Origin of the sequence: Vibrio orientalis CIP 102891 = ATCC 33934 (assembly GCF_000176235.1) — a bacterium.
In the GTDB taxonomy this organism is placed as follows: Bacteria; Pseudomonadota; Gammaproteobacteria; order Enterobacterales; family Vibrionaceae; genus Vibrio; species Vibrio orientalis.
In genome coordinates this window covers 754,655-772,915 of sequence record NZ_ACZV01000005.1, presented here as the reverse complement: position 1 = coordinate 772,915, position 18,261 = coordinate 754,655, and the positions used below count along the sequence as shown (strand labels likewise).

Annotated in this window: 22 protein-coding genes and 1 other RNA gene; 2 read left to right on the top strand and 21 right to left on the bottom strand. The window is 40.0% G+C overall.

The genetic code is table 11. From position 1 onward, the window contains the following. Positions 1-649 precede the first annotated feature (649 nt). From VIA_RS14325 to VIA_RS14275, 12 genes are all read right to left on the bottom strand, one after another. On the bottom strand, positions 650-889 hold the full coding sequence (locus VIA_RS14325; protein ID WP_004413717.1) for a hypothetical protein: 240 nt from the start codon (positions 887-889) through the stop codon (positions 650-652). A gap of 176 nt (positions 890-1,065) precedes the next feature. Then, a complete protein-coding gene (locus tag VIA_RS14320) occupies positions 1,066-1,506 on the bottom strand; it encodes a zinc ribbon domain-containing protein (RefSeq protein WP_081453807.1) in 441 nt (146 codons plus the stop codon). A 484-nt stretch (positions 1,507-1,990) separates the two neighbouring features. Beyond that, positions 1,991-2,692: a hypothetical protein gene (locus VIA_RS14315; RefSeq protein ID WP_004413715.1), complete on the bottom strand. Its 702-nt coding sequence runs from the start codon at positions 2,690-2,692 to the stop codon at positions 1,991-1,993. A gap of 729 nt (positions 2,693-3,421) precedes the next feature. Beyond that, entirely contained in the window at positions 3,422-3,946 is a 525-nt protein-coding gene (locus VIA_RS14310) for an opioid growth factor receptor-related protein (RefSeq protein WP_004413711.1), read from the bottom strand. Positions 3,947-4,112: 166 nt separating this feature from the next. Beyond that, on the bottom strand, positions 4,113-4,460 hold the full coding sequence (locus VIA_RS22045) for a zinc ribbon domain-containing protein (protein ID WP_004418689.1): 348 nt from the start codon (positions 4,458-4,460) through the stop codon (positions 4,113-4,115). Between the two features lie 133 nt (positions 4,461-4,593). Then, positions 4,594-5,169: a hypothetical protein gene (locus VIA_RS14300; protein WP_004418193.1), complete on the bottom strand. Its 576-nt coding sequence runs from the start codon at positions 5,167-5,169 to the stop codon at positions 4,594-4,596. A 173-nt stretch (positions 5,170-5,342) separates the two neighbouring features. Further along, positions 5,343-5,552, bottom strand: a complete 210-nt coding sequence (locus VIA_RS22600) for a GDCCVxC domain-containing (seleno)protein (RefSeq protein ID WP_071816317.1) — start codon at positions 5,550-5,552, stop codon at positions 5,343-5,345. 175 nt (positions 5,553-5,727) lie between these two features. Further along, a complete protein-coding gene (locus tag VIA_RS14295; protein WP_004413709.1) occupies positions 5,728-6,168 on the bottom strand; it encodes a hypothetical protein in 441 nt (146 codons plus the stop codon). A 134-nt stretch (positions 6,169-6,302) separates the two neighbouring features. After that, positions 6,303-6,839, bottom strand: a complete 537-nt coding sequence (locus VIA_RS14290; RefSeq protein ID WP_038211448.1) for a nucleotidyltransferase family protein — start codon at positions 6,837-6,839, stop codon at positions 6,303-6,305. A 131-nt stretch (positions 6,840-6,970) separates the two neighbouring features. Continuing rightward, positions 6,971-7,396 (bottom strand): GNAT family N-acetyltransferase, encoded by a 426-nt coding sequence (locus VIA_RS14285; RefSeq protein ID WP_004413704.1) that lies wholly within the window; start codon positions 7,394-7,396, stop codon positions 6,971-6,973. Between the two features lie 106 nt (positions 7,397-7,502). Further along, positions 7,503-8,081, bottom strand: a complete 579-nt coding sequence (locus VIA_RS14280; protein WP_004418189.1) for a hypothetical protein — start codon at positions 8,079-8,081, stop codon at positions 7,503-7,505. Between the two features lie 234 nt (positions 8,082-8,315). Beyond that, positions 8,316-8,594 (bottom strand): DUF4242 domain-containing protein, encoded by a 279-nt coding sequence (locus VIA_RS14275; protein WP_004413700.1) that lies wholly within the window; start codon positions 8,592-8,594, stop codon positions 8,316-8,318. 1,396 nt (positions 8,595-9,990) lie between these two features. On the opposite strand from VIA_RS14275, the gene VIA_RS14265 reads away from it, so the two are divergent. Next, positions 9,991-10,413, top strand: coding sequence for a hypothetical protein (locus tag VIA_RS14265; RefSeq protein WP_004413697.1), 423 nt, complete (start codon positions 9,991-9,993; stop codon positions 10,411-10,413). A gap of 186 nt (positions 10,414-10,599) precedes the next feature. Here the strand turns inward: VIA_RS14265 and VIA_RS14260 are convergent, their stop codons facing one another. From VIA_RS14260 to VIA_RS21865, 4 genes are all read right to left on the bottom strand, one after another. After that, on the bottom strand, positions 10,600-11,067 hold the full coding sequence (locus VIA_RS14260; protein ID WP_004413661.1) for an Sbal_3080 family lipoprotein: 468 nt from the start codon (positions 11,065-11,067) through the stop codon (positions 10,600-10,602). A gap of 177 nt (positions 11,068-11,244) precedes the next feature. Continuing rightward, entirely contained in the window at positions 11,245-11,670 is a 426-nt protein-coding gene (locus VIA_RS14255) for a hypothetical protein (protein WP_004413696.1), read from the bottom strand. A gap of 58 nt (positions 11,671-11,728) precedes the next feature. Next, on the bottom strand, positions 11,729-12,094 hold the full coding sequence (locus tag VIA_RS14250; RefSeq protein ID WP_004418185.1) for a site-specific integrase: 366 nt from the start codon (positions 12,092-12,094) through the stop codon (positions 11,729-11,731). 484 nt (positions 12,095-12,578) lie between these two features. Beyond that, positions 12,579-12,639, bottom strand: an RNA gene (locus VIA_RS21865) — hammerhead ribozyme type II. A 762-nt stretch (positions 12,640-13,401) separates the two neighbouring features. Between VIA_RS21865 and VIA_RS14235 the strand changes: the two genes are divergently transcribed. Beyond that, positions 13,402-13,848, top strand: a complete 447-nt coding sequence (locus VIA_RS14235) for a DUF417 family protein (RefSeq protein ID WP_004418180.1) — start codon at positions 13,402-13,404, stop codon at positions 13,846-13,848. A 164-nt stretch (positions 13,849-14,012) separates the two neighbouring features. On the opposite strand, the gene VIA_RS14230 is transcribed toward VIA_RS14235, so the two are convergent. The 5 genes from VIA_RS14230 to VIA_RS14210 form a co-directional block, all read right to left on the bottom strand. After that, a complete protein-coding gene (locus VIA_RS14230; protein ID WP_004413694.1) occupies positions 14,013-14,789 on the bottom strand; it encodes a putative phage abortive infection protein in 777 nt (258 codons plus the stop codon). Positions 14,790-14,944: 155 nt separating this feature from the next. Continuing rightward, the gene (locus tag VIA_RS14225; RefSeq protein ID WP_004413693.1) at positions 14,945-15,562 is read right to left on the bottom strand and encodes a hypothetical protein; all 618 of its coding nucleotides are present in this window, start codon (positions 15,560-15,562) and stop codon (positions 14,945-14,947) included. A gap of 713 nt (positions 15,563-16,275) precedes the next feature. Beyond that, a complete protein-coding gene (locus tag VIA_RS14220; RefSeq protein WP_004413691.1) occupies positions 16,276-16,902 on the bottom strand; it encodes a PmeII family type II restriction endonuclease in 627 nt (208 codons plus the stop codon). A gap of 151 nt (positions 16,903-17,053) precedes the next feature. Continuing rightward, positions 17,054-17,302 carry a hypothetical protein gene (locus VIA_RS14215; protein ID WP_004413690.1) on the bottom strand — a complete coding sequence of 83 codons (249 nt, stop codon included), beginning with the start codon at positions 17,300-17,302 and terminating at the stop codon, positions 17,054-17,056. A gap of 221 nt (positions 17,303-17,523) precedes the next feature. Continuing rightward, the gene (locus VIA_RS14210; protein ID WP_040896926.1) at positions 17,524-18,057 is read right to left on the bottom strand and encodes a hypothetical protein; all 534 of its coding nucleotides are present in this window, start codon (positions 18,055-18,057) and stop codon (positions 17,524-17,526) included. Positions 18,058-18,261 lie beyond the last annotated feature (204 nt).

Sequence of the window (18,261 nt, the reverse complement as noted above, 5' to 3'; positions counted from 1 at the left end):
CAAAGCAAAAATGCCGAGCGTTACGAATCTGCTTGAATTTATTGTTATGTTTTACCACAAACACATGATTTACTTGAGAAAGAACTGCTATTTCAGACTGATTTTCTGAAGTTAACCACAAGGCTGGAACCGACTTGACCACCAAAGGCGACTAACCCAAAACCAGTAATTCCACGTCCCTGCCCAATGAGGCAACCCGACTAAGCACCAACAAGCGCCCTGTCTTCCCAACCAAAGCGAAAAACAATGCTGAATTGCCGAGGCAACTGCCAAGCTGAAATGCTAATTGGCTAAGAACCTAAAAACGACTTTGAGCCAGTTAAACCAAAAGCCAACCGCCACGACCTAGCAATGAAGCAACCCACGAACATTGGCATGTTTTACGGGCTGATAGGTGCAAGAACTTAGACCGACAATGTGGATTTGCTGAGTCTACTAGGAACGAATTGCCAGAGGGACAAAGAAATAGAGCCTAAGACCTTTAAGCCTTTGAAATACAAGCAAACATAACGCCCAATTAAGGGGTGAACAGCGCTACCACCCAACCTAAAACATTGTGCCATAAACACTAAATTTGAAGTAGAAGCAAAAGTGCCAAGCGTTGTGAATCCCTCTTAAATTGCTTGTTAGTTGCGTAACCAAACTCGCGCTACATACCATTGAACACAGCGATTCCTAGAAGAACTAAAGCTATACTTGCAAGCCCAATATAGCTGACTTTTCCACGTTCTGATTCCGTTACCTCTGAAGATGGGAAACGCCCAAATGTAACCGCTTTCGATACTACCCAACCTACACCGTAACCAATACGCTCAATAATGATTAACTGAACAATTGTCTTTAATAAGGAACCTAACATTCGAAAAAATGCCAAAACTGACTCTTCCATATGCACTCTCCTTTAATACTGAATTCTAGGTTTTTTCGGAGCAAACTAACGCCCAATTAAGGGGTGAACAACGCCTCCCCCTAAACCTAAAGCATTGTGCCATAAACACTAAACTGACTTGAAGTGAGGGCGCCAAGCGTTGTGAATCCCTCTTAAATTGCTTGTTATGTGTATTTTTACACCACTTTAGTACCGCAGTTTGAGCAAAATTTATTATCGTCATTAGTTTTTTCACCGCAATTTGTGCAGTAAGAATGATCTTGTCGCACATCATGCCCCAATACCCTATTTAATGGGTCGGGCTCTTTGTCAGGAGAGACTATGTCTTGGGCTGAAAATCTGTTTTTAGCAAATGCATTATACATATGGTAAATACCGGTGATGACAGAGGAAGCGATTATAAAATACCCTATCAAGCTCCAGTATTGGGGGCCTGATTCAGCCGTTGTATTAATCCAAATAACTCCAAACAGGCTCCCACCCACGAGTTCACTTAGCCCCCTTCCAAGAGATGGCGCTCGACCCGTTTTGACAGATGCAATATTTCCTTGCTCATCCGCCATCGTAACTTTCTGCGTCGAGTTGTTTTCTAGACTTCCTTTCGATGTATCTTTCATGTTTCTATTTATACTCCTTGTAATCCAATTAAATTCTGTATACTCATAACGCGCAGCATTAAGTTGTGAGAGCCGCAACCACATGACTGTCTGCACTGCGAGTTTGCCAAATCTACTTAATGCATACCAAAATCGCCCATAGGCTCGAATCAACTTAAATGCTTTGTTATGACACAACCAAAGCCGTCAATATTTGAATGAAATGTTATTTATTTTCAATAGGATATGAGTAAAAAGGCAAAAAATCGAAGCCGAAGTATTTGTTATCTCACTACCTTGAGAGCGCTTTCGCGATCTTTTGAATTGCTGCGCTAATTAAGGATCGCGAAAGCGCCTCAAGGTTAGCATGGAAATAACCAATATTCGCCCTTTTTGTCGTCTTTCACACAACCCCATTGGACACAATCATACTTTATCTATATCGCTGTACATACAATATGTGATAAACGTTGTGTCATAACGCCTTGTTAGGTGCGTGTCCAAATTAAAAAGGGATTTCTCCAAGAAAGCTGCTATCACCCAACTCAACAACGTCCTCACCATTTATCTTTCTAATCAGAAGGTTGAAAAAAGATTCTATTTCGTACGACGCGAGTTTTAAAAACACACCCAACGATTCGCTATCAAATTTTGTTTTGCTTTTGAATACCTTGATCTTTTTCGAAGCGTTAATCTTCAGCGAATGTTTTAAGTCATTATTGACTCGCCTTAAATCGTCAATGAATTGATAGCCATTTATCTCTTCGAGAGCGACCCCATTGCTTGCAAAACAGCTATTCAACGCTCTTAAATTTGATAACTGGCTGGTTTTTTGAGAATAGTAGGTAGAAATTATCTGCTTCAATCGAATCTCGATTTCTTTATATAGAAACATTACTTTCATTTCGATGAGCGCTAATGCATGCAACTCTTTAGCTTCGTTGAAGAAATCAAATTGAGCATTTGCAGCCATTTCTTCTAATCTTAGCTCTTGTTCAACACCATAGTCATAATTGTGGTAATCGTAATCCTCTCCCATTTCTTCCATAGATGTCTGGGCAGATGAAATGTAATCAGACAGTTCCTTTTCGGAACGTCTTTTATACTCCAGATTGTCGAGATATTGCTTATCATGGTATTCATCTAGTACACCAAATAGTGAGTATACACCTGCAAATGAGCCAATATCTTCATCGAGTTTGTTCATTTGAATCTCCATTCCTCAGACAACGAGAGCACCTAACGCCCTGTTAAGGTGTGAGCAACGCAATACCGATGCTTCCGCATACCACCTTAAACACTAAAACCAACGCATAGTAAAAATGCCACGCGTTGCGAATCACTCTTAAACAGTTTGTTATGTTTTACCACAAGTTACTGACTTAATTGAGAAAGAACTGCTATTTCTGAACAGTTTTCTGAACCAAACCACAAGGCCAGAACCAACTTGCCCGCCAAAAGCGACCAACCTAAAACAAGCAAGTCCACTTCCCTGCCCAATGAGGCAACTCGACCAAGCAACAACAAGCGCCCTTTCTTTCCAACCAAAGCGCTAAACAATGCTGAATTGCCGAGGCAACTGCCAAACTGAAATGCTAATTGGCTAAGAACCTAAAAGCGACTTAAAGCCAGTTAAACAAGAAGCCGACCTCCACGACCTGCCAATGAAGCAACCCACGAACATTGGCATGTTTTACGGGCTGAGTGATTCAAGAACTTAGACCGACAATGCGGATTTGCTGAGTCTACTAGGGACGAATTGCCAAAGGAACAAAGAACTATAGCCTAAGACCTTTAAGCCTTTGAAATACAAGTAAACATAACGCCAAATTAAGTAGTGAGCAACGCTACCACTTACCTAAAGAATTGTGCCGTAAACACCTAAGCCAATTCAAACCAAAAGTGCCAAGCGTTGCGAATCTGCTTAAATTTATTGTTAGTGCGCTTTTTCAGCGATCCCCTTACTCTTAAGCGCGTTACGCCAATACTCGACCGTTTTTTCTGAAACCATGCCGGTTTCCCTAGCTGCAGCCACTAGAAAGTCACACAAGTTAGCTGCTATCTGCTCATTACCGAGTAAATACAAACTACGAATTGCTCGGATCAGGCGGAGTTGGTTGTGGTCATGACTTTTAAGCCAGACGTGGTTAGCAGGACTTAGTTCCAGTAATGAAGAAATTTCACACCCATCTCGCTGCAATCCCCAAAACTCGAGTAAAAGGTCGAGTGCTTTTAAGTGGGCAATGCGCAATTCTTCTGAGTTAGCAAAAGCCTCTCGATCTGCTTGAGTTACCAAAGGAGCATGTTGATTGAACTTAGTACCCTCATCAATCGGGAAAAGAACTTGAATATACTTATGATCATGCTCTAACCAGAAGTGGTTGTAAGCTAACAACTGCTCTACATTGCGACCAAATTTATCTGGAGCTTTACCAGATATGAAACGAGCAATTTCACTCATTTTAAATCCTGCTAATTGTAATTTTTGTCTTTGCGCACTAACGCCAAATTAAGGTGTGAACAACGCTACCACCTTACCTAAACCATTGTGCCATAAACACTAAACTTGCTTGAAGTGAAAGCGCCGAGCGTTGTGAATCACTCTTAAATTTATTGTTATGCCTATGCTAACCACCCAGAAAATCAAGTATTTTTTGTCCTGTACCTAGACCTCGTTTGTAAAACTCGGTGTGACCGCAGCTACTGCATGATAAGAAATAAAAACGGTGTTTGTTGTAATTGAAAAATGTGCTCCAAAATCCACCACTGGCTCTTAACTCACCAACCTCATATGACTCTGAACCACATTTATCACAGCAGTATTCAAACTCCGATTTCATTTTGTCATTCCCTAATAGGTGATTTGCCATCTGCTTATTTGCAAGCTCTTTGCCTAAGGCCCCGCACTTTTCACACTTCAATGATGAGTGTTCATTGCTATGCCCGCACCCAATACACTCCCATTTACTATCCATATTTCCTCTTATAGGCATAACGCCAAATTAAGTAGTGAGCAACGCTACCACTTACCTAAAGCATTGTGCCGTAAACACTTAAGCTGATTCAAACCAAAAATGCCAAGCGTTGCGAATCTGCTTAAATTTATTGTTATAACGATGAGTTGATACCTAAAGTTATAGCAACAAGAGCGAATACATACGGCATAAAGTAAGTGGAAAGACTAGGTTCCTTTAAGAAAATCACTACCGTACATATAAAAATCATAAATCTGTCCGCAGGAGACTCGATACTCTTAGTTTCTGACTTTTGCTGCCCACTTTCCAACTTATATATATGACGAAATGAAATTGACTTAACCACGCCATCACCCGAAACAGATAGCCAATGTCTGTCTGGGTAATATGATCTCTCAAAGTTATCCGATAGACTAAATTTTTTGACCATATACCGATAGCATATCTTTGATGAAATTTCAGAGCCCATCTCAGTGTAATAGCCGTCTTTCCATGAACCTTTGTAATTTATCCAATAGCGGTAAGTAAACCATGCGAGTAAGCCCCACACAAAATATACAAGTACCTCAGGTTTGTTGAAATGGACATTTATGACCTGTAATCGAACATTATCATCGATAAGCTCACCACCAGCGAGAAAATAAAGCACTATAGATGTTGATAGAACTACCAGGTTTCTTCTATCAGGGTTACTGTCAGATATTGCCAAGTTACCTCCTCGTTATAACGCCAAATTAAGGTGTGAACAACGCTAACCTCTTAGCTAAAGCATTGTGCCATAAACACTAAACTAGCTTGAAGTGAAAGCGCCAAGCGTTGTGAATCACTCTTAAATTTATTGTTATGTTGATTTTCTTCGGTGTAGAAACAGGGCTCAACGGACTAATTACAACACTTTCCCTGTTCTTGGATTGGAGGACATGGAACACTGCCATAAGAACAAAATACACAACAATCGCCAACCTTAGGCTTAAGCAGCTCACCACACCCTTTGCACTCATAGAAATAGAGACATGAGTCTGTGGGCATGATCTCTCGGCTTTCATGTCCACATTTCGGGCAAACTAGCTCTGATTCCAATACAGTTTTCACGAGACTCTTTCCTTCAATCTTAGCTTATTCTAAGCATAGAACCTCAGTAGCAACATAACGCCCAATTAAGGGGTGAACAACGCTTCCACCCAAACCTAAAGCATTGTGCCATAGACACTAAATTTGAAGTAGAAGCAAAAATGCCGAGCGTTGTGAATCCCTCTTAAATTGCTTGTTATACATTTGTCCAAACCTTAGGGTCTGACTTGAAGCCTTCTTTCTCTAGTTTCTCCAAAAAACTAAATGTACCAGGGGCAGATTCCTTAACTTCAGACCAAACCTCAGAAAACAAAGCTCTATTAATATTTTCTTCAATTCCACTCGCCCAGTTCTTCCAAAGGCGTTCGCTTATGCGCTTAGTGTTCCTATGAGCAATTTGTTCGTTACATAAATCGAGATAGTTAAATACAATTTCACGCGCCTTTAACTTTTCAAGCTCAGGTAAGTCTTTCCCGAGAAGCACATCAACTGGGATTGCATAAATCAAATCTCTATATTGTTGGTTAAAAGAGTCTTCAAACGTAGCTTGAGCAAGCTTTCGACTCTCCCATATCTGCCAAGTTGCAACACCAACGCCAATTGCTGTTGCTATCGAAGCAATATTCTCTAAATCCATAACTTCCTCGAAAATGTATAACGCCAAATTAAGTAGTGAGTAACGCTACCACCTACCTAAAACATTGTGCCGTAAACACTAAAGCTGATTCAAACCAAAAGTGCCAAACGTTGCGAATCTGCTTAAATTTATTGTTATGGCGCAATTCTCAAAGATGGCCATCTAACTAACCACCCTTTCGAATTTACACGATTTTCAAATGTTGCTCGTGACCTTTTAGGGTTATGCGTGACGCAGTAGCCAAATAACGATTCAAACCCAAACGCTGAGACAACTTCATATTGATTCATGGCTGTTTGACGAACGCCAACGGCTGTTTCTTTTTCAGGCCAATAGCTCATAGCATCCACTGAACTTTGATAAGGTTCGTCACCATTACGTTGATGCATTTGAGCTTGATTTCGAACTTGCCAGTTGAGCTCTGGCATACAGCCTTTCAAGTGTGCTTCATAATCCAAGTAAGTATCAGAACTAGATTCGTTCGGGTCGTAGTAGATGACATCAACGTCATTCAAAGGAGTAGTAGATTTAAACTCATGCAACGAGTCCCAAACTAGATTTCGGACGAAACCCGCTGCTATATAACACTGAGGTAAATTCAGCTGAGACACATTATTTAGTGCCTCAGTCCTTACTGGATCCCGCTTTATTAATTCTACGATTCTGTCCATTTTTGCCCTGCGTCATAACGCCAAATTAAGTAGTGAGCAACGCTACCACCTACCTAAAACATTGTGCCGTAAACACTTAAGCTAATTCAAACCAAAAGTGCCAAGCGTTGCGAATCTGCTTAAATTTATTGTTAGGTTTTTGCGCTGAACTCCATGAGATAGTAGTCGCCCAAGCTGTCAGCGCCCTTTTGCACCTTCATGAAACTATTGGATTCATAGAAACCAATCGCTCTTTCGTTTTCCGCCATACACTTTAGGCTCAAACTGCTATATGAAGACTTAGCCTTTTCTAACAACTGAGTACCTATGTTTTTCCCTTGGTGGTTATTAGAAATATATAAGTGATGTATAAAATTCTCTGGTTCCCAGATTGAAATAAACCCTAATACCTCACCACCAGCAACAGCCACTAAAACACGTTCACCTTCAGTGTCTCGGCTAAAGTCTGAAAGTTGATAGTCACTGGTGTCAAGCCAAGTAAACGTAGAAACCCTAGCGCTCAAATACAGCTCGCTTACTGCTTCCAAAAAGTCATCACTGTAGTCTTTGATTTCCATATATCCCTTTCCGAAACCTAACGCCGCATTAAGGTGTGAGCAGCGCTTGGCTATACTTGAGCGAAGCGAAACTGCCAAGCGTTGCGAATCACTCTTAAATGCATTGTTATGCAGTTAGCTCTCTATATCGTTTAGCTATGCGATTAATAAAATATTCACTTTTGGCATACGTCAATAGTGGAATCAACTCTTGCTTAACGTCATGCCAAAGTAAGCGACCTGAAGATAATAATTCTGCTTTTTCAACATCCAGAACCCAAGGCGTAACTTTTACTCTTCTTTCAGCACACAGTTCAATGACATTTTGTGCCACTCTGATACCGCCACCGCCACCTTCAAATGCCATTTCCCCTTTTTGGGAAACAAACCACTCTCCAGTTTTTTGGCACTCAATAACCAGTGTAATTAGGTGGTAGTGAGTAGTTGGAGAGTCTTCAACGATAGCGTGTACTACTGGCTTTTCAACATAGAGCAATATGTCCTTAAAGCCATTCTTGATATGAAACGTCTCAAAAAGTTTAGGGGACTGGACACCACTATGCGCTGAACCATCGGGTTGATTCTCATCATTGTTAGGTTCTGGTGTTTCAGAATACAACTTATTGCTACCCCAGAATGCTTCAATAAGCTTAGTAGCAAAGTTACCTGCTACTCCTGTGGCCACCCCGCTTACAAAGTCAAACATAATTACCTCATTTAGTCATATATTCAGTCCATTAGATAGCTCAATATAAAACCAAAGTGTGACATTGTAAAACTAGCTGCATAACGCCCTGTTAAGGTGTGAGCAACGCAATACCGAAGCTCCTGCATACAACCTTAAACACAAAACGCAACGCATAGCAAAAATGCCAAGCGTTGCGAATCACTCTTAAACAGATTGTTAGTATTGTACCTGAAGTAGTCAATATAGTTGCAGCTACGCAACCTCTGCTGACGTAGGGTCAATCACTGACTTTATTTCGTTTACTTGACTAACTGGGAACTCTCCCATTTCTGCATGCTTACGAATCAGTGACTCATCTTCAGAGATAAAAACACAGTAAATCTTGTTTGGAGTAACAAATGTCTCCAGCCACTGAATTTTTGGACCTAAAGCCTCTAGGACACTACACGATTTCTGTGAGATACCTTGAAGTTCTTCCGCTGATAGGCCTCCAGCGCCTTCCACCTCTCTTTCTATGACATATTTAGGCATAACTACCTCCTTTTGGTTCACATAAAGTCTAGACCAAAAGTGCTAAATACATCACAGGAAATACTAACGCCAAATTAAGGTGTGAACAACGCGGACACCTTACCTAAAGCATTGTGCCATAAACACTAAACTTGCTTGAAGTGAAAGCGCCAAGCGTTGTGAATCACTCTTAAATTTATTGTTAGGCTTCTGTACGTTGAAGCAGGGTTAGGACCATACAATGCGAACCAATATGGGATTAATAGCCCAAATGCCATTGACCCACCGATAAACGTGGTTGGGAAGCTTTGTAGCACTAATTCAAAAACCTTATCGTATTGCTCTGGGCTCAACGTTGACTTACTTACGTATATCTCATAAGAAAAACAAACTGGCTGATATATCGACATTCGTAAAAACCAACTCAAAGCACTAACAGGAAGCAAAAACAAAAACGGTCTCGTCCATACTGAAGGCAATATAAAGTGAATAGCAGGAATCAAGAACAGAAAAGCCACGTACAAGGCATTCGCTGATATGTCCTGGGTGCTGAACGTATAAGACTGACCTTCATACATCATTAGCACAGAGACCCCGAGTACACTAATTAGAAACAGCTTCCCAAATTCTTTTGTACGTGAAAAACGAAGCAAGCAATAGCCTACGACCAATAGCAAGACCGTAAACCAAATGTAGGCATCCCAGTTCATTTCGAGGAATCGAGGACGAGATGTTTGAATAATGATCAAAAACGCATACGCTACGGGCAGGTATAGAAATAAAACAACTACAAGACGTAGAAATGCCCAAATCGCCTGTCTTATCATCTAGTGCCCCTCCTAGGAAGCCTAACGCCCAATTAAGGGGTGAACAACGCCTCCACCCAAACCTAAAGCATTGTGCCATAAACACTAAATTTGAAGTAGAAGCAAAAATGCCAAGCGTTGTGAATCCCTCTTAAATTGCTTGTTATGTTTTACCACAAACGACTGATTTATTTGGCAAAGAACTGCACTTTTGACCGTATTTCAAGAAGTCAGTCACACGCCAAAACTCACTGGGCCGCCAGATGCACCAAACATAAAACGCGTAAGTCCACTTCCCTGCCCAATGAGGCAACCCGACCAACGTTCAACAAGCACCCTCTCTTTCCAACCACAGCGCAGAACAATGTCAAATTGCCGAGGCAACTGCTAAGCCGAGGTGCCAATTGGCAAATACATTCAAAGCGACTTAGAGCCAGTAACATTTAAAACCAACCGCTACGACAAACTTAGGGTAATCAATAAACAGAAGCTTATATAAAAATAATATGTGACACTCCGCCAAAATAAATGCAATTGATATTCATTATCACCTGCGCGTACTGTACATTTCGAACTGGGAATGTTCCCAAATAAAAATAATAGGAAGTATCATGAAAACGATAAAATTGCTTGGCCTAATGACATTTATTGCATCATCTGTTGCCTCTGCAAACACAGCCATTACTTTTCCTGGAGAAGGCAGTTCGGTGCCAAATGCACCAGTCACTTTCCCAACGTCTTCAAAAACACCAATCACATTTTACAATGGCTATACCATCAAAGATGGAATTTTCCGTTCAGAAGTAAACACATGTGTTGTTGAAGTCAATAATCCCGAATACGAAGCAAAACTGATTTGGGAAGGAAAAACGCCGAAGCTGCTTATTGTGGGTAACACCGACCCATTCCCATGCCGCGCAGGCTTTACCGAGGCAATGGAAGTCGATCTAACCGCATTTTTGCAAAATATTCCAACGCATATCTTTGAATATTTGGAAGTGGCAAACCGCGTAAATATGCAGCGTAGCTTCTAACTTCCACACGGACGCCTACCAAATCAGCCGCCAGATCTTCGGATCTGGCGATTTGCAAAACATAACGCCAAATTAAGTAGTGAGCAACGCTACCAACTACCTAAACCATTGTGCCGTAAACACTGAAACCGATTCAAACTGAAAGTGCCAAGCGTTGCGAATCTACTTGAATTTATTGTTATGCCGCTACATTTCACCTGACTTTATTTTGGACTGAGCCTCACTTACAGTCTGCTTCCCAAACAACAAATCCATCATTGCGATGATTCGTTTGCTGTCGTCTCCCCACTTATCTGAATTTGCACTATTTGGTGCCTTGAACTCAACTTCACCAACTTTCTCGCTATTTCTATACGCTTTAACTTTGGCATCTGCGATAAACGTTCTGAAGTCCCAGCTCCAACGTGATACGTAAGTAAGTGTAAGTTCCGAGCTTTTCGGGGAAGTTCCATCACTTACAACAGTACATTTATGAGCAGTATCCAAACACCACTCTTGCATTGAATCTAAGAAAATTTCTCGTGTCGCGTCATCTTTCACGATAGTGATTTCTTTACTCTGGTTCTCTTGCGAGATTGCTTCCGCTGTATATTTTGGCGCAGCACATGCTGCCAATAGAACGGGTAGACTAAGGATAAATAGTTTCTTGTACATGTTACTTCTCTTTCAATACATCTATTATTTTTCGGGAATTTCAAGTAGCTGCATAACGCCAAATTAAGTAGTGAGCAACGCTACCACCTACCTAAAACATTGTGCCGTAAACACTTAAGCTAATTCAAACCAAAAGTGCCAAGCGTTGCGAATCTGCTTAAATTTATTGTTATGTGTTTACTCAAAGTAACCCTCGGAAGCAATTGCCACCGATTGAAAGTACAACCCTTCACCTTCTTCTAAGTCAGGAAGAGTTGGACGCCAGAAAGATAACTGAAGCTCTTTAAATACGTAGCTATAGCCTAACTCTGGATCAGAATGATCATAGTTACCTTCTAGCTGAATTCGTTCGAGCACATTAGTTGCTAATGTCCTATGTACGTCTAAGCCAAGCAATGTCGTTGAAAACAACTCAGACGCAGCGGCTTCAATGAACTCAACTCTTCCTTCATTATCAAAATCTACCATGAGACCGTCTAAAAAATGATGGCGATGACCATAGATGCAATCAGGGGCTCCGATAACATTGCTCACTTCAGTTTCTGTCATACCGAGCTTGACTGGACCGATTGAGTTTCCTAGTTGAATTTCGAAAATTTCCATTTTTTTCCTAAAAACACATAACGCCCAATTAAGGGGTGAACAACGCTACCACCCAAACCTAAAGCATTGTGCCATAAACACTAAATTGAAGTAGAAGCAAAAATGCCAAGCGTTGAGAATCCCTCTTAAATTGATTGTTAGCATGCGGGGCTGATTGATTCACCATATTCACATACAGCCTCATAGCAGACACGTAGTTGGCGATTGTTCTATCAGATATTTCATGCGATTCATGAAGCTTCGCGACTATAGCTGAAATATCGTTTTCACTTGCTAGAGTTTTTGAGTTAATTCTAATATTTGCATGCTTCTCCACACCATTTAAGTAGGAAACATAAGACTTACAAGAGTCAGCCACTTTATCATTTTGCCCTACGCCTTGCTCACGAATAAATGCTTCATATTTCTTCTGATGTTCAAACATAGCCCTAGCCTCAGAGTATTCATACTCTTAAAACGTAGGTTACGATCCCATCTAATGTCATCTATGATTTCGTACAAAGCATGCTAACGCCCAATTAAGGGGTGAACAACGCCTACACCCAACTTAACGCATTGTACCGTAAACACTAAATTTGAAGTAGAAGCAAAAGTGCCAAGCGTTGTGAATCCCTCTTTAATTGCTTGTTATATTTCAGTGCGCTATAGGTGATTTGGGCTATGCGCACCTACTGATTTGCTCTTTTCACTGGAATTTCACCAGATCATCAGTAAGTTAAACTTAAAAGAGCGGTGGTTCTCCCAAAACATGGCAACACATTTTGAAAGTTGCTTAAATTTACTACTAATTTTGTTGATAATTTTCATACCCATAAGCTCTCCCTCCTTAGTCTGACTAGTTAAAAACCCCACAATTTCCGCTAAGAGAAACTGCACCACAAAAACAGGTGGATTTGACGCAAAGTAAATCGAGGCTGCCATCATCAGTCTCAGGAGACCACCACTGAGAGACGTATTCACGTTTCGGCTTTCGACTTGATTTTCAACATTATAACGTACTGAACTAAAGCGAAATATAACGCCCAATTAAGGGGTGAACAACGCCTCCACCCAGCCCTAAAGCATTGTGCCATAAACACTAAAACTGAAGTAGAAGCCAAAGTGCCAAGCGTTGTGAATCCCTCTTAAATTGCTTGTTATGTTCGTACTTTCAACTACTAACGTACATATTTGAATTTGACATTGTTATTGATGTACGCGTTTAGTCCGTCCCCTGAAACAGCTAATTTTTTCATTGTCTCAACATGAGAACTTCCAGCACTCGAGTAGCTATAAGTGTAAGAACGGGCAGTACCATCAAACCAAACTGTTATATAGTCAGATCCAATTTCGTAACCTCTTACACCAGAATCATTGTCAATGTCTTTGTAAACTTGCATTTGAACCTCTAAATCAAATTGCATACAAAATTATATGCAACTTGAATATCCGCAAGAAATTGAGACGATATACTGATTAAGATCAATAGGCTGAATCTATTTTACAAATTAATCAACTAATTGCTTATACGCTCGCATTTTTCGGTAAGAACATAACGCCAAATTAAGGTGTGAACAACGCAACCACCCAAACCTAAAGCATTGTGCCATAAACACTAAAACTGAAGTAGAAGCAAAAGTGCCAAGCGTTGTGAATCACTCTTAAATTTATTGTTAGGTAACTGCTATCAACGAAATTTTTTTAGCGTTCTCTAGGTCTTCTTCTCCATGCTAATAATGAGGAATATAATTTATGCATGCTGTAGAAAACAATTTAAAAAGTGACAACATTGGATACCTTATCGGTGTTTTTGGCGTCTCATTGGTTCTGGCTTGGATTGGAATTTACAAATTTACACCAACTGAAGCTAAGCTCATTCAACCCTTGGTAGAAAATCATTTCGCTATGGGTTGGTTATATAACATCATCTCCGTTCAAGCAGTATCTAACATTATAGGTGCAACAGAAATTGTCGTAGCTATAGGACTTATCATTGGTATTAAAAATAAAAAAGTAGCTTACTTTTCCGGTATCGCGGCAACAATTATTTTTGTTACTACATTGAGCTTTCTTCTCACCACCCCAAACACATGGAAAGTCTCTGATGGAGTTTTAGTTACCAACTTTTTCTTAATCAAGGACATTTTATTTCTCGCGATATCTGTGAGTGTTATCGAACGAAACAAACCTAAAACGTAATAATTACTGAGCCGAAAAAGACCATGTCTAAAGTAGGCTCCTGTTGCCTAACGCCAAATTAAGGTGTGAACAACGCTGACACCTTACCTACGCATTGTGCCATAAACACTAAACTAGCTTGAAGTGAGAGCGCCGAGCGTTGTGAATCACTCTTAAATTTATTGTTAGGCTTCTGGTTCACAGAACTTAACTTTATCACTAATAAGCGTCATATGTGATTCATGAATTAAGTATGATTTTTGTAGGTTATCCATTAACTGAAATGTTTCTATATAGGACTGGAATTTCTTCCCATATGGACCGAAGCTATTATAGTAGATAAGAATCAACTCTTGGTCAGACAACTGAGCCCGTACCAGGCGAGAGTAAAATTGCTTATTTTCAATTTCACTTTCATCAATAAACTTAAAAATGTTATACAAAAATCTAAAGTAGTGAGCTAGTTCATGCCCATTATCATCCCAGAAACTCGAATAAGCAGCATAAAGTCGGTTTGATTCACCCTCGAGATCATCATCCTTTCTAACTTGCACATCGTAGTGCTCAAAGAAACGGTTAGCAAAGGTTACAAAACAATCCCTACCCGCAGTCCTAACCACTCCAGCCTCTTTACGGGTGTTTACTAAGTCTATTTCATTTATGATTTGATTGTGTAATTTCAACATTTGGAAAAAAGCATTTTCAAACCCTTGGTTTTTAAGCTCATCCCTAGTGACCTTTAACTCTTCACGTTGGGAAACAATTGTCCAAACCACACCTGCAAATGCAAGACCTGAGAAAATAGAAGTAAGAGCTCCAAAACTATCCCCAAATACGCCTGATTTATTAATTGAAAACTCAGATATAGGCCAAGTTAATAAAATTAAAGACGCAGCGTAAATTAGAAATATCGCTACTACTCCGACAAACACACCCAATGCAATTTTTTCTGTTTTTTCCACGAATTTATATACCTAACTAAAATGAAGCCTAACGCCCAATTAAGGGGTGAACAACGCCTCCACCCAAACCTAAAATATTGTGCCATAAACACTAAATTTGACGTAGAAGCAAAAGTGCCAAGCGTTATGAATCCCTCTTAAATTGCTTGTTATATTTATTTTTCGATATGCACTCCGAGAGTCTTTCTCATTTCTGAAATCAAAGACTCCTGTAACGCCGGTATTTTTTGTTCTAAGAATTGAAACACCTCTTCTTGTGCTTCCTCAATTTTTTCATATTCTTCATCACTAACATTAGATGTAAGCCTCTGATCTAATGAGTTATACTTAAGAATATTCTTGAACATTTGAGAAAAGAAGTCCTCTAAGTCTTGATCGATATGCTCAGGAAGTAAGACTCGAAGTTCAGAATATTTATTGCGAATTTCGCGCCAATGGGGCATAAATTCTTTTCTTCTATCTGTTGGTAATTTGGAGTCATGGACTGCTAGATACCTTGCTTGATCTAATTTTAATAAATATTGGTATAGCTCGAGAATAGCATTAGCCTGCTTTTCAAATATCCCTCCATAGGAAATTTGTAACCTTAACCGATCTTTTTCTAATTCTGACTTATAAGATTCTACTTGTTTCGAAGCGTCATTCTGAAGCTGCTGTTTAAAGTTTGAGATATCTTTATTCAAATAGTGAGTAAACAATGAGCGAGCAACGAATGCAGCTATTCCCATAAAAACAGTGCTTGTAAGTACATTTTCAATGACTGATGTGTCCATATTTCCTCGATAAATATAACGCCCAATTAACGTGTGAGCAGCGCAGCCACTGAACTAAACCACTGCGCCGTAAACACTAAACTCAACCTGAAGTGAAAGCGCCAAGCGTTGCGAATCACTGTTGAATTGTTTGTTATGTTTTACCACAAACATATGATTTACTTGAGAAAGAACTGCTATTTCTGACTATTTTTCTGAAGCAAACCACAAGGCTGAAACCAACTTGGCCACCAAAGGCGACCAACCAGAAACGAGTAATTCCCCTTCCCTGCCCAATGAGGCAACCCGACCAATCACTAACAAGCGCCCTGTCTTTCCAACCAAAGCGCAAGACAATGGAAAATTGCCGAGGCAACTGCCAAGGTAGGGTGCTAATTGGCAAAGAACCCAAAAGCGACTTAAAGCCAGTTAGACAAGAAGCCGACCGCCACGACCTGACAATGAAGCAACCCACGAACATTGGCATGTTTTACAGGCTGAGTGATTCAAGAACTTAGGCCGACAATGCGGATTTGCTGAGTCTACTAGGGACTACTTGCCAGAGGGACAAAGAACTAGAGCCTAAGACCTTTAAGCCTTTGAAATACAAGTAAACATAACGCCCTGTTAAGGTGTGAGCAACCCAATACCGAAGCTGCCGCATAACACCTTAAACACTAAAACCAACGCACAGTAAAAATGCCACGCGTTGCGAATCACTCTTAAACAGATTGTTATAAGCCTTTTATGTACTGACTACGAAGTTCAATGGCTCTTGATTTTACAATTTCATTGAAGCTTACCTGTGAAGCCAAACCTGAAATTAACTTAAGAACCTCGTCTCCCGTAGATTTGCTACCACCAACCAGCTCCCAAAACTCAGCACCATTTAGCTTATATTCTTCTTTCGATCTTCTGTCATCGTTATACATACACAGCCTAAATATACAACCAGCAACATCAGCGAGCTCTTTCCGCTCTTTAATAGTCTGTGAGTTACTACTGTTTTGTGCGTTTATAGATTTAATCTCGATCCAATATTCACAACCATTAGGGTGTACAAATTTAAGATCAAAAGGGTTCGGTTTACCTTTTACAATTGTGCCACCTTGTGACTCAACCAAGATTACACTGATTTTTTCAATCACAGCTCCTAACTTGGTCGAAAACGATTTAGTTACCCGCTGTGCTGTAATAAAGTAGAAATACTCTTCAATGTTATTTGAGAACAACTCTAGAGTAAGCGGCTTACTCTTTTCTAAAACCTCTTTCAGCGTCAGTTTCTGAGCAGATTCAGAAATTCCGTCAAGTAACTCATTGAACAGCTTTAATATCTTTTTATTACTGATATCATCAAGCACAAAATTCTCCTAGGCTTATAACGCCAAATTAAGGTGTGAACAACGCAGTCACCTTAGCTAAGGCATTGTGCCATAAACACTAAACTGGCTTGAAGTGAGGGCGCCAAGCGTTGTGAATCACTCTTAAATTTATTGTTATATGCGTACTCGTTTAGACCACTGAAATCACAACACGCTCGTTGCCCGCTTTATCTTCCACTTCCAGTAGAGTTCCTTTCGTCTTAGTGTCCTTTAACGCATTTACTAAGGCTTCTAGTTGTTCACCATTTTCGTCGAATTTAGACGATATATTCTGAGGTATTATATTCGCTACGACTTTGGCCAAACCAAGGGGAATAGACAAGCTGTCTTTCAACTCACCTGAATCACAAGAATAAGTATCGATTTTTAGTTTACGCATACTGGAACTCTCACAGACCATATGAATCAACCAGAATACGCTACCTTTGAAATATATCTGTGAGCGAGATTAAGGGTTTGAAAGCCCAGAGCATATAACGCCAAATTAAGTAGTGAGTAACGCGACTACCCAACTAAACCATTGTGCCGTAATCACTGAAGCTGATTCAAAGAAAAAATGCCAAGCGTTACGAATCTGCTTAAATTTATTGTTATGTTTATTTACCTTGGTGCTACCCAAGCCATTGCTTCATAGTCATATACCGTACAATTAGAGAAAGTTTTGTCGATATCACTCAGGTGCCTGTAGTTTACACTTGGCATAAAATGAACAATGTATGTTTCGACCATCGAGCTATAACCCTCACCATAATCGTCAATATCATCAAAATAAGCCTCTAAAAACGCTTCGTCACTCTCAGCAGTACCTAAAATCAGAGAGCTACTATTCGAGTAACGTATGAGTTTAACTTCAAGCTTTTGTTTTTCTAGATCAGAATATAGCTCTTCCCCTATTGGAAACGCTTCCATGCTTCCAATCTTGCTAACTTTTTGAGGTGCTTCACCGAGAGAGGACAAATGAAATTTAAGCAATACATCCACTTGCTGTCGTGCTAATTCTGAATGCTGACTAAAAACATCTTCTTGAATTGAACGAGGGTCAATCGTAGTGTTTTTTAGCAACAAATAGCTAAGCGTTCCCTTTATATTTATCTCAAAAAGGTGAAACTCATTGATTAGTGTTTTACGTGCCAAATTTGCCTCCCATGAGGATAAACATAACGCGCAGCATTAAGTTGTGAGAGCCGCAACCACATGACTGTCTGCACTGCGAGTTTGCCAAATCTACTTAATGCATACCAAAATCGCCCATAGGCTCGAATCAACTTAAATGCTTTGTTATGACACAACCAAAGCCGTCAATATTTGAATGAAATGTTATTTATTTTCAATAGGATA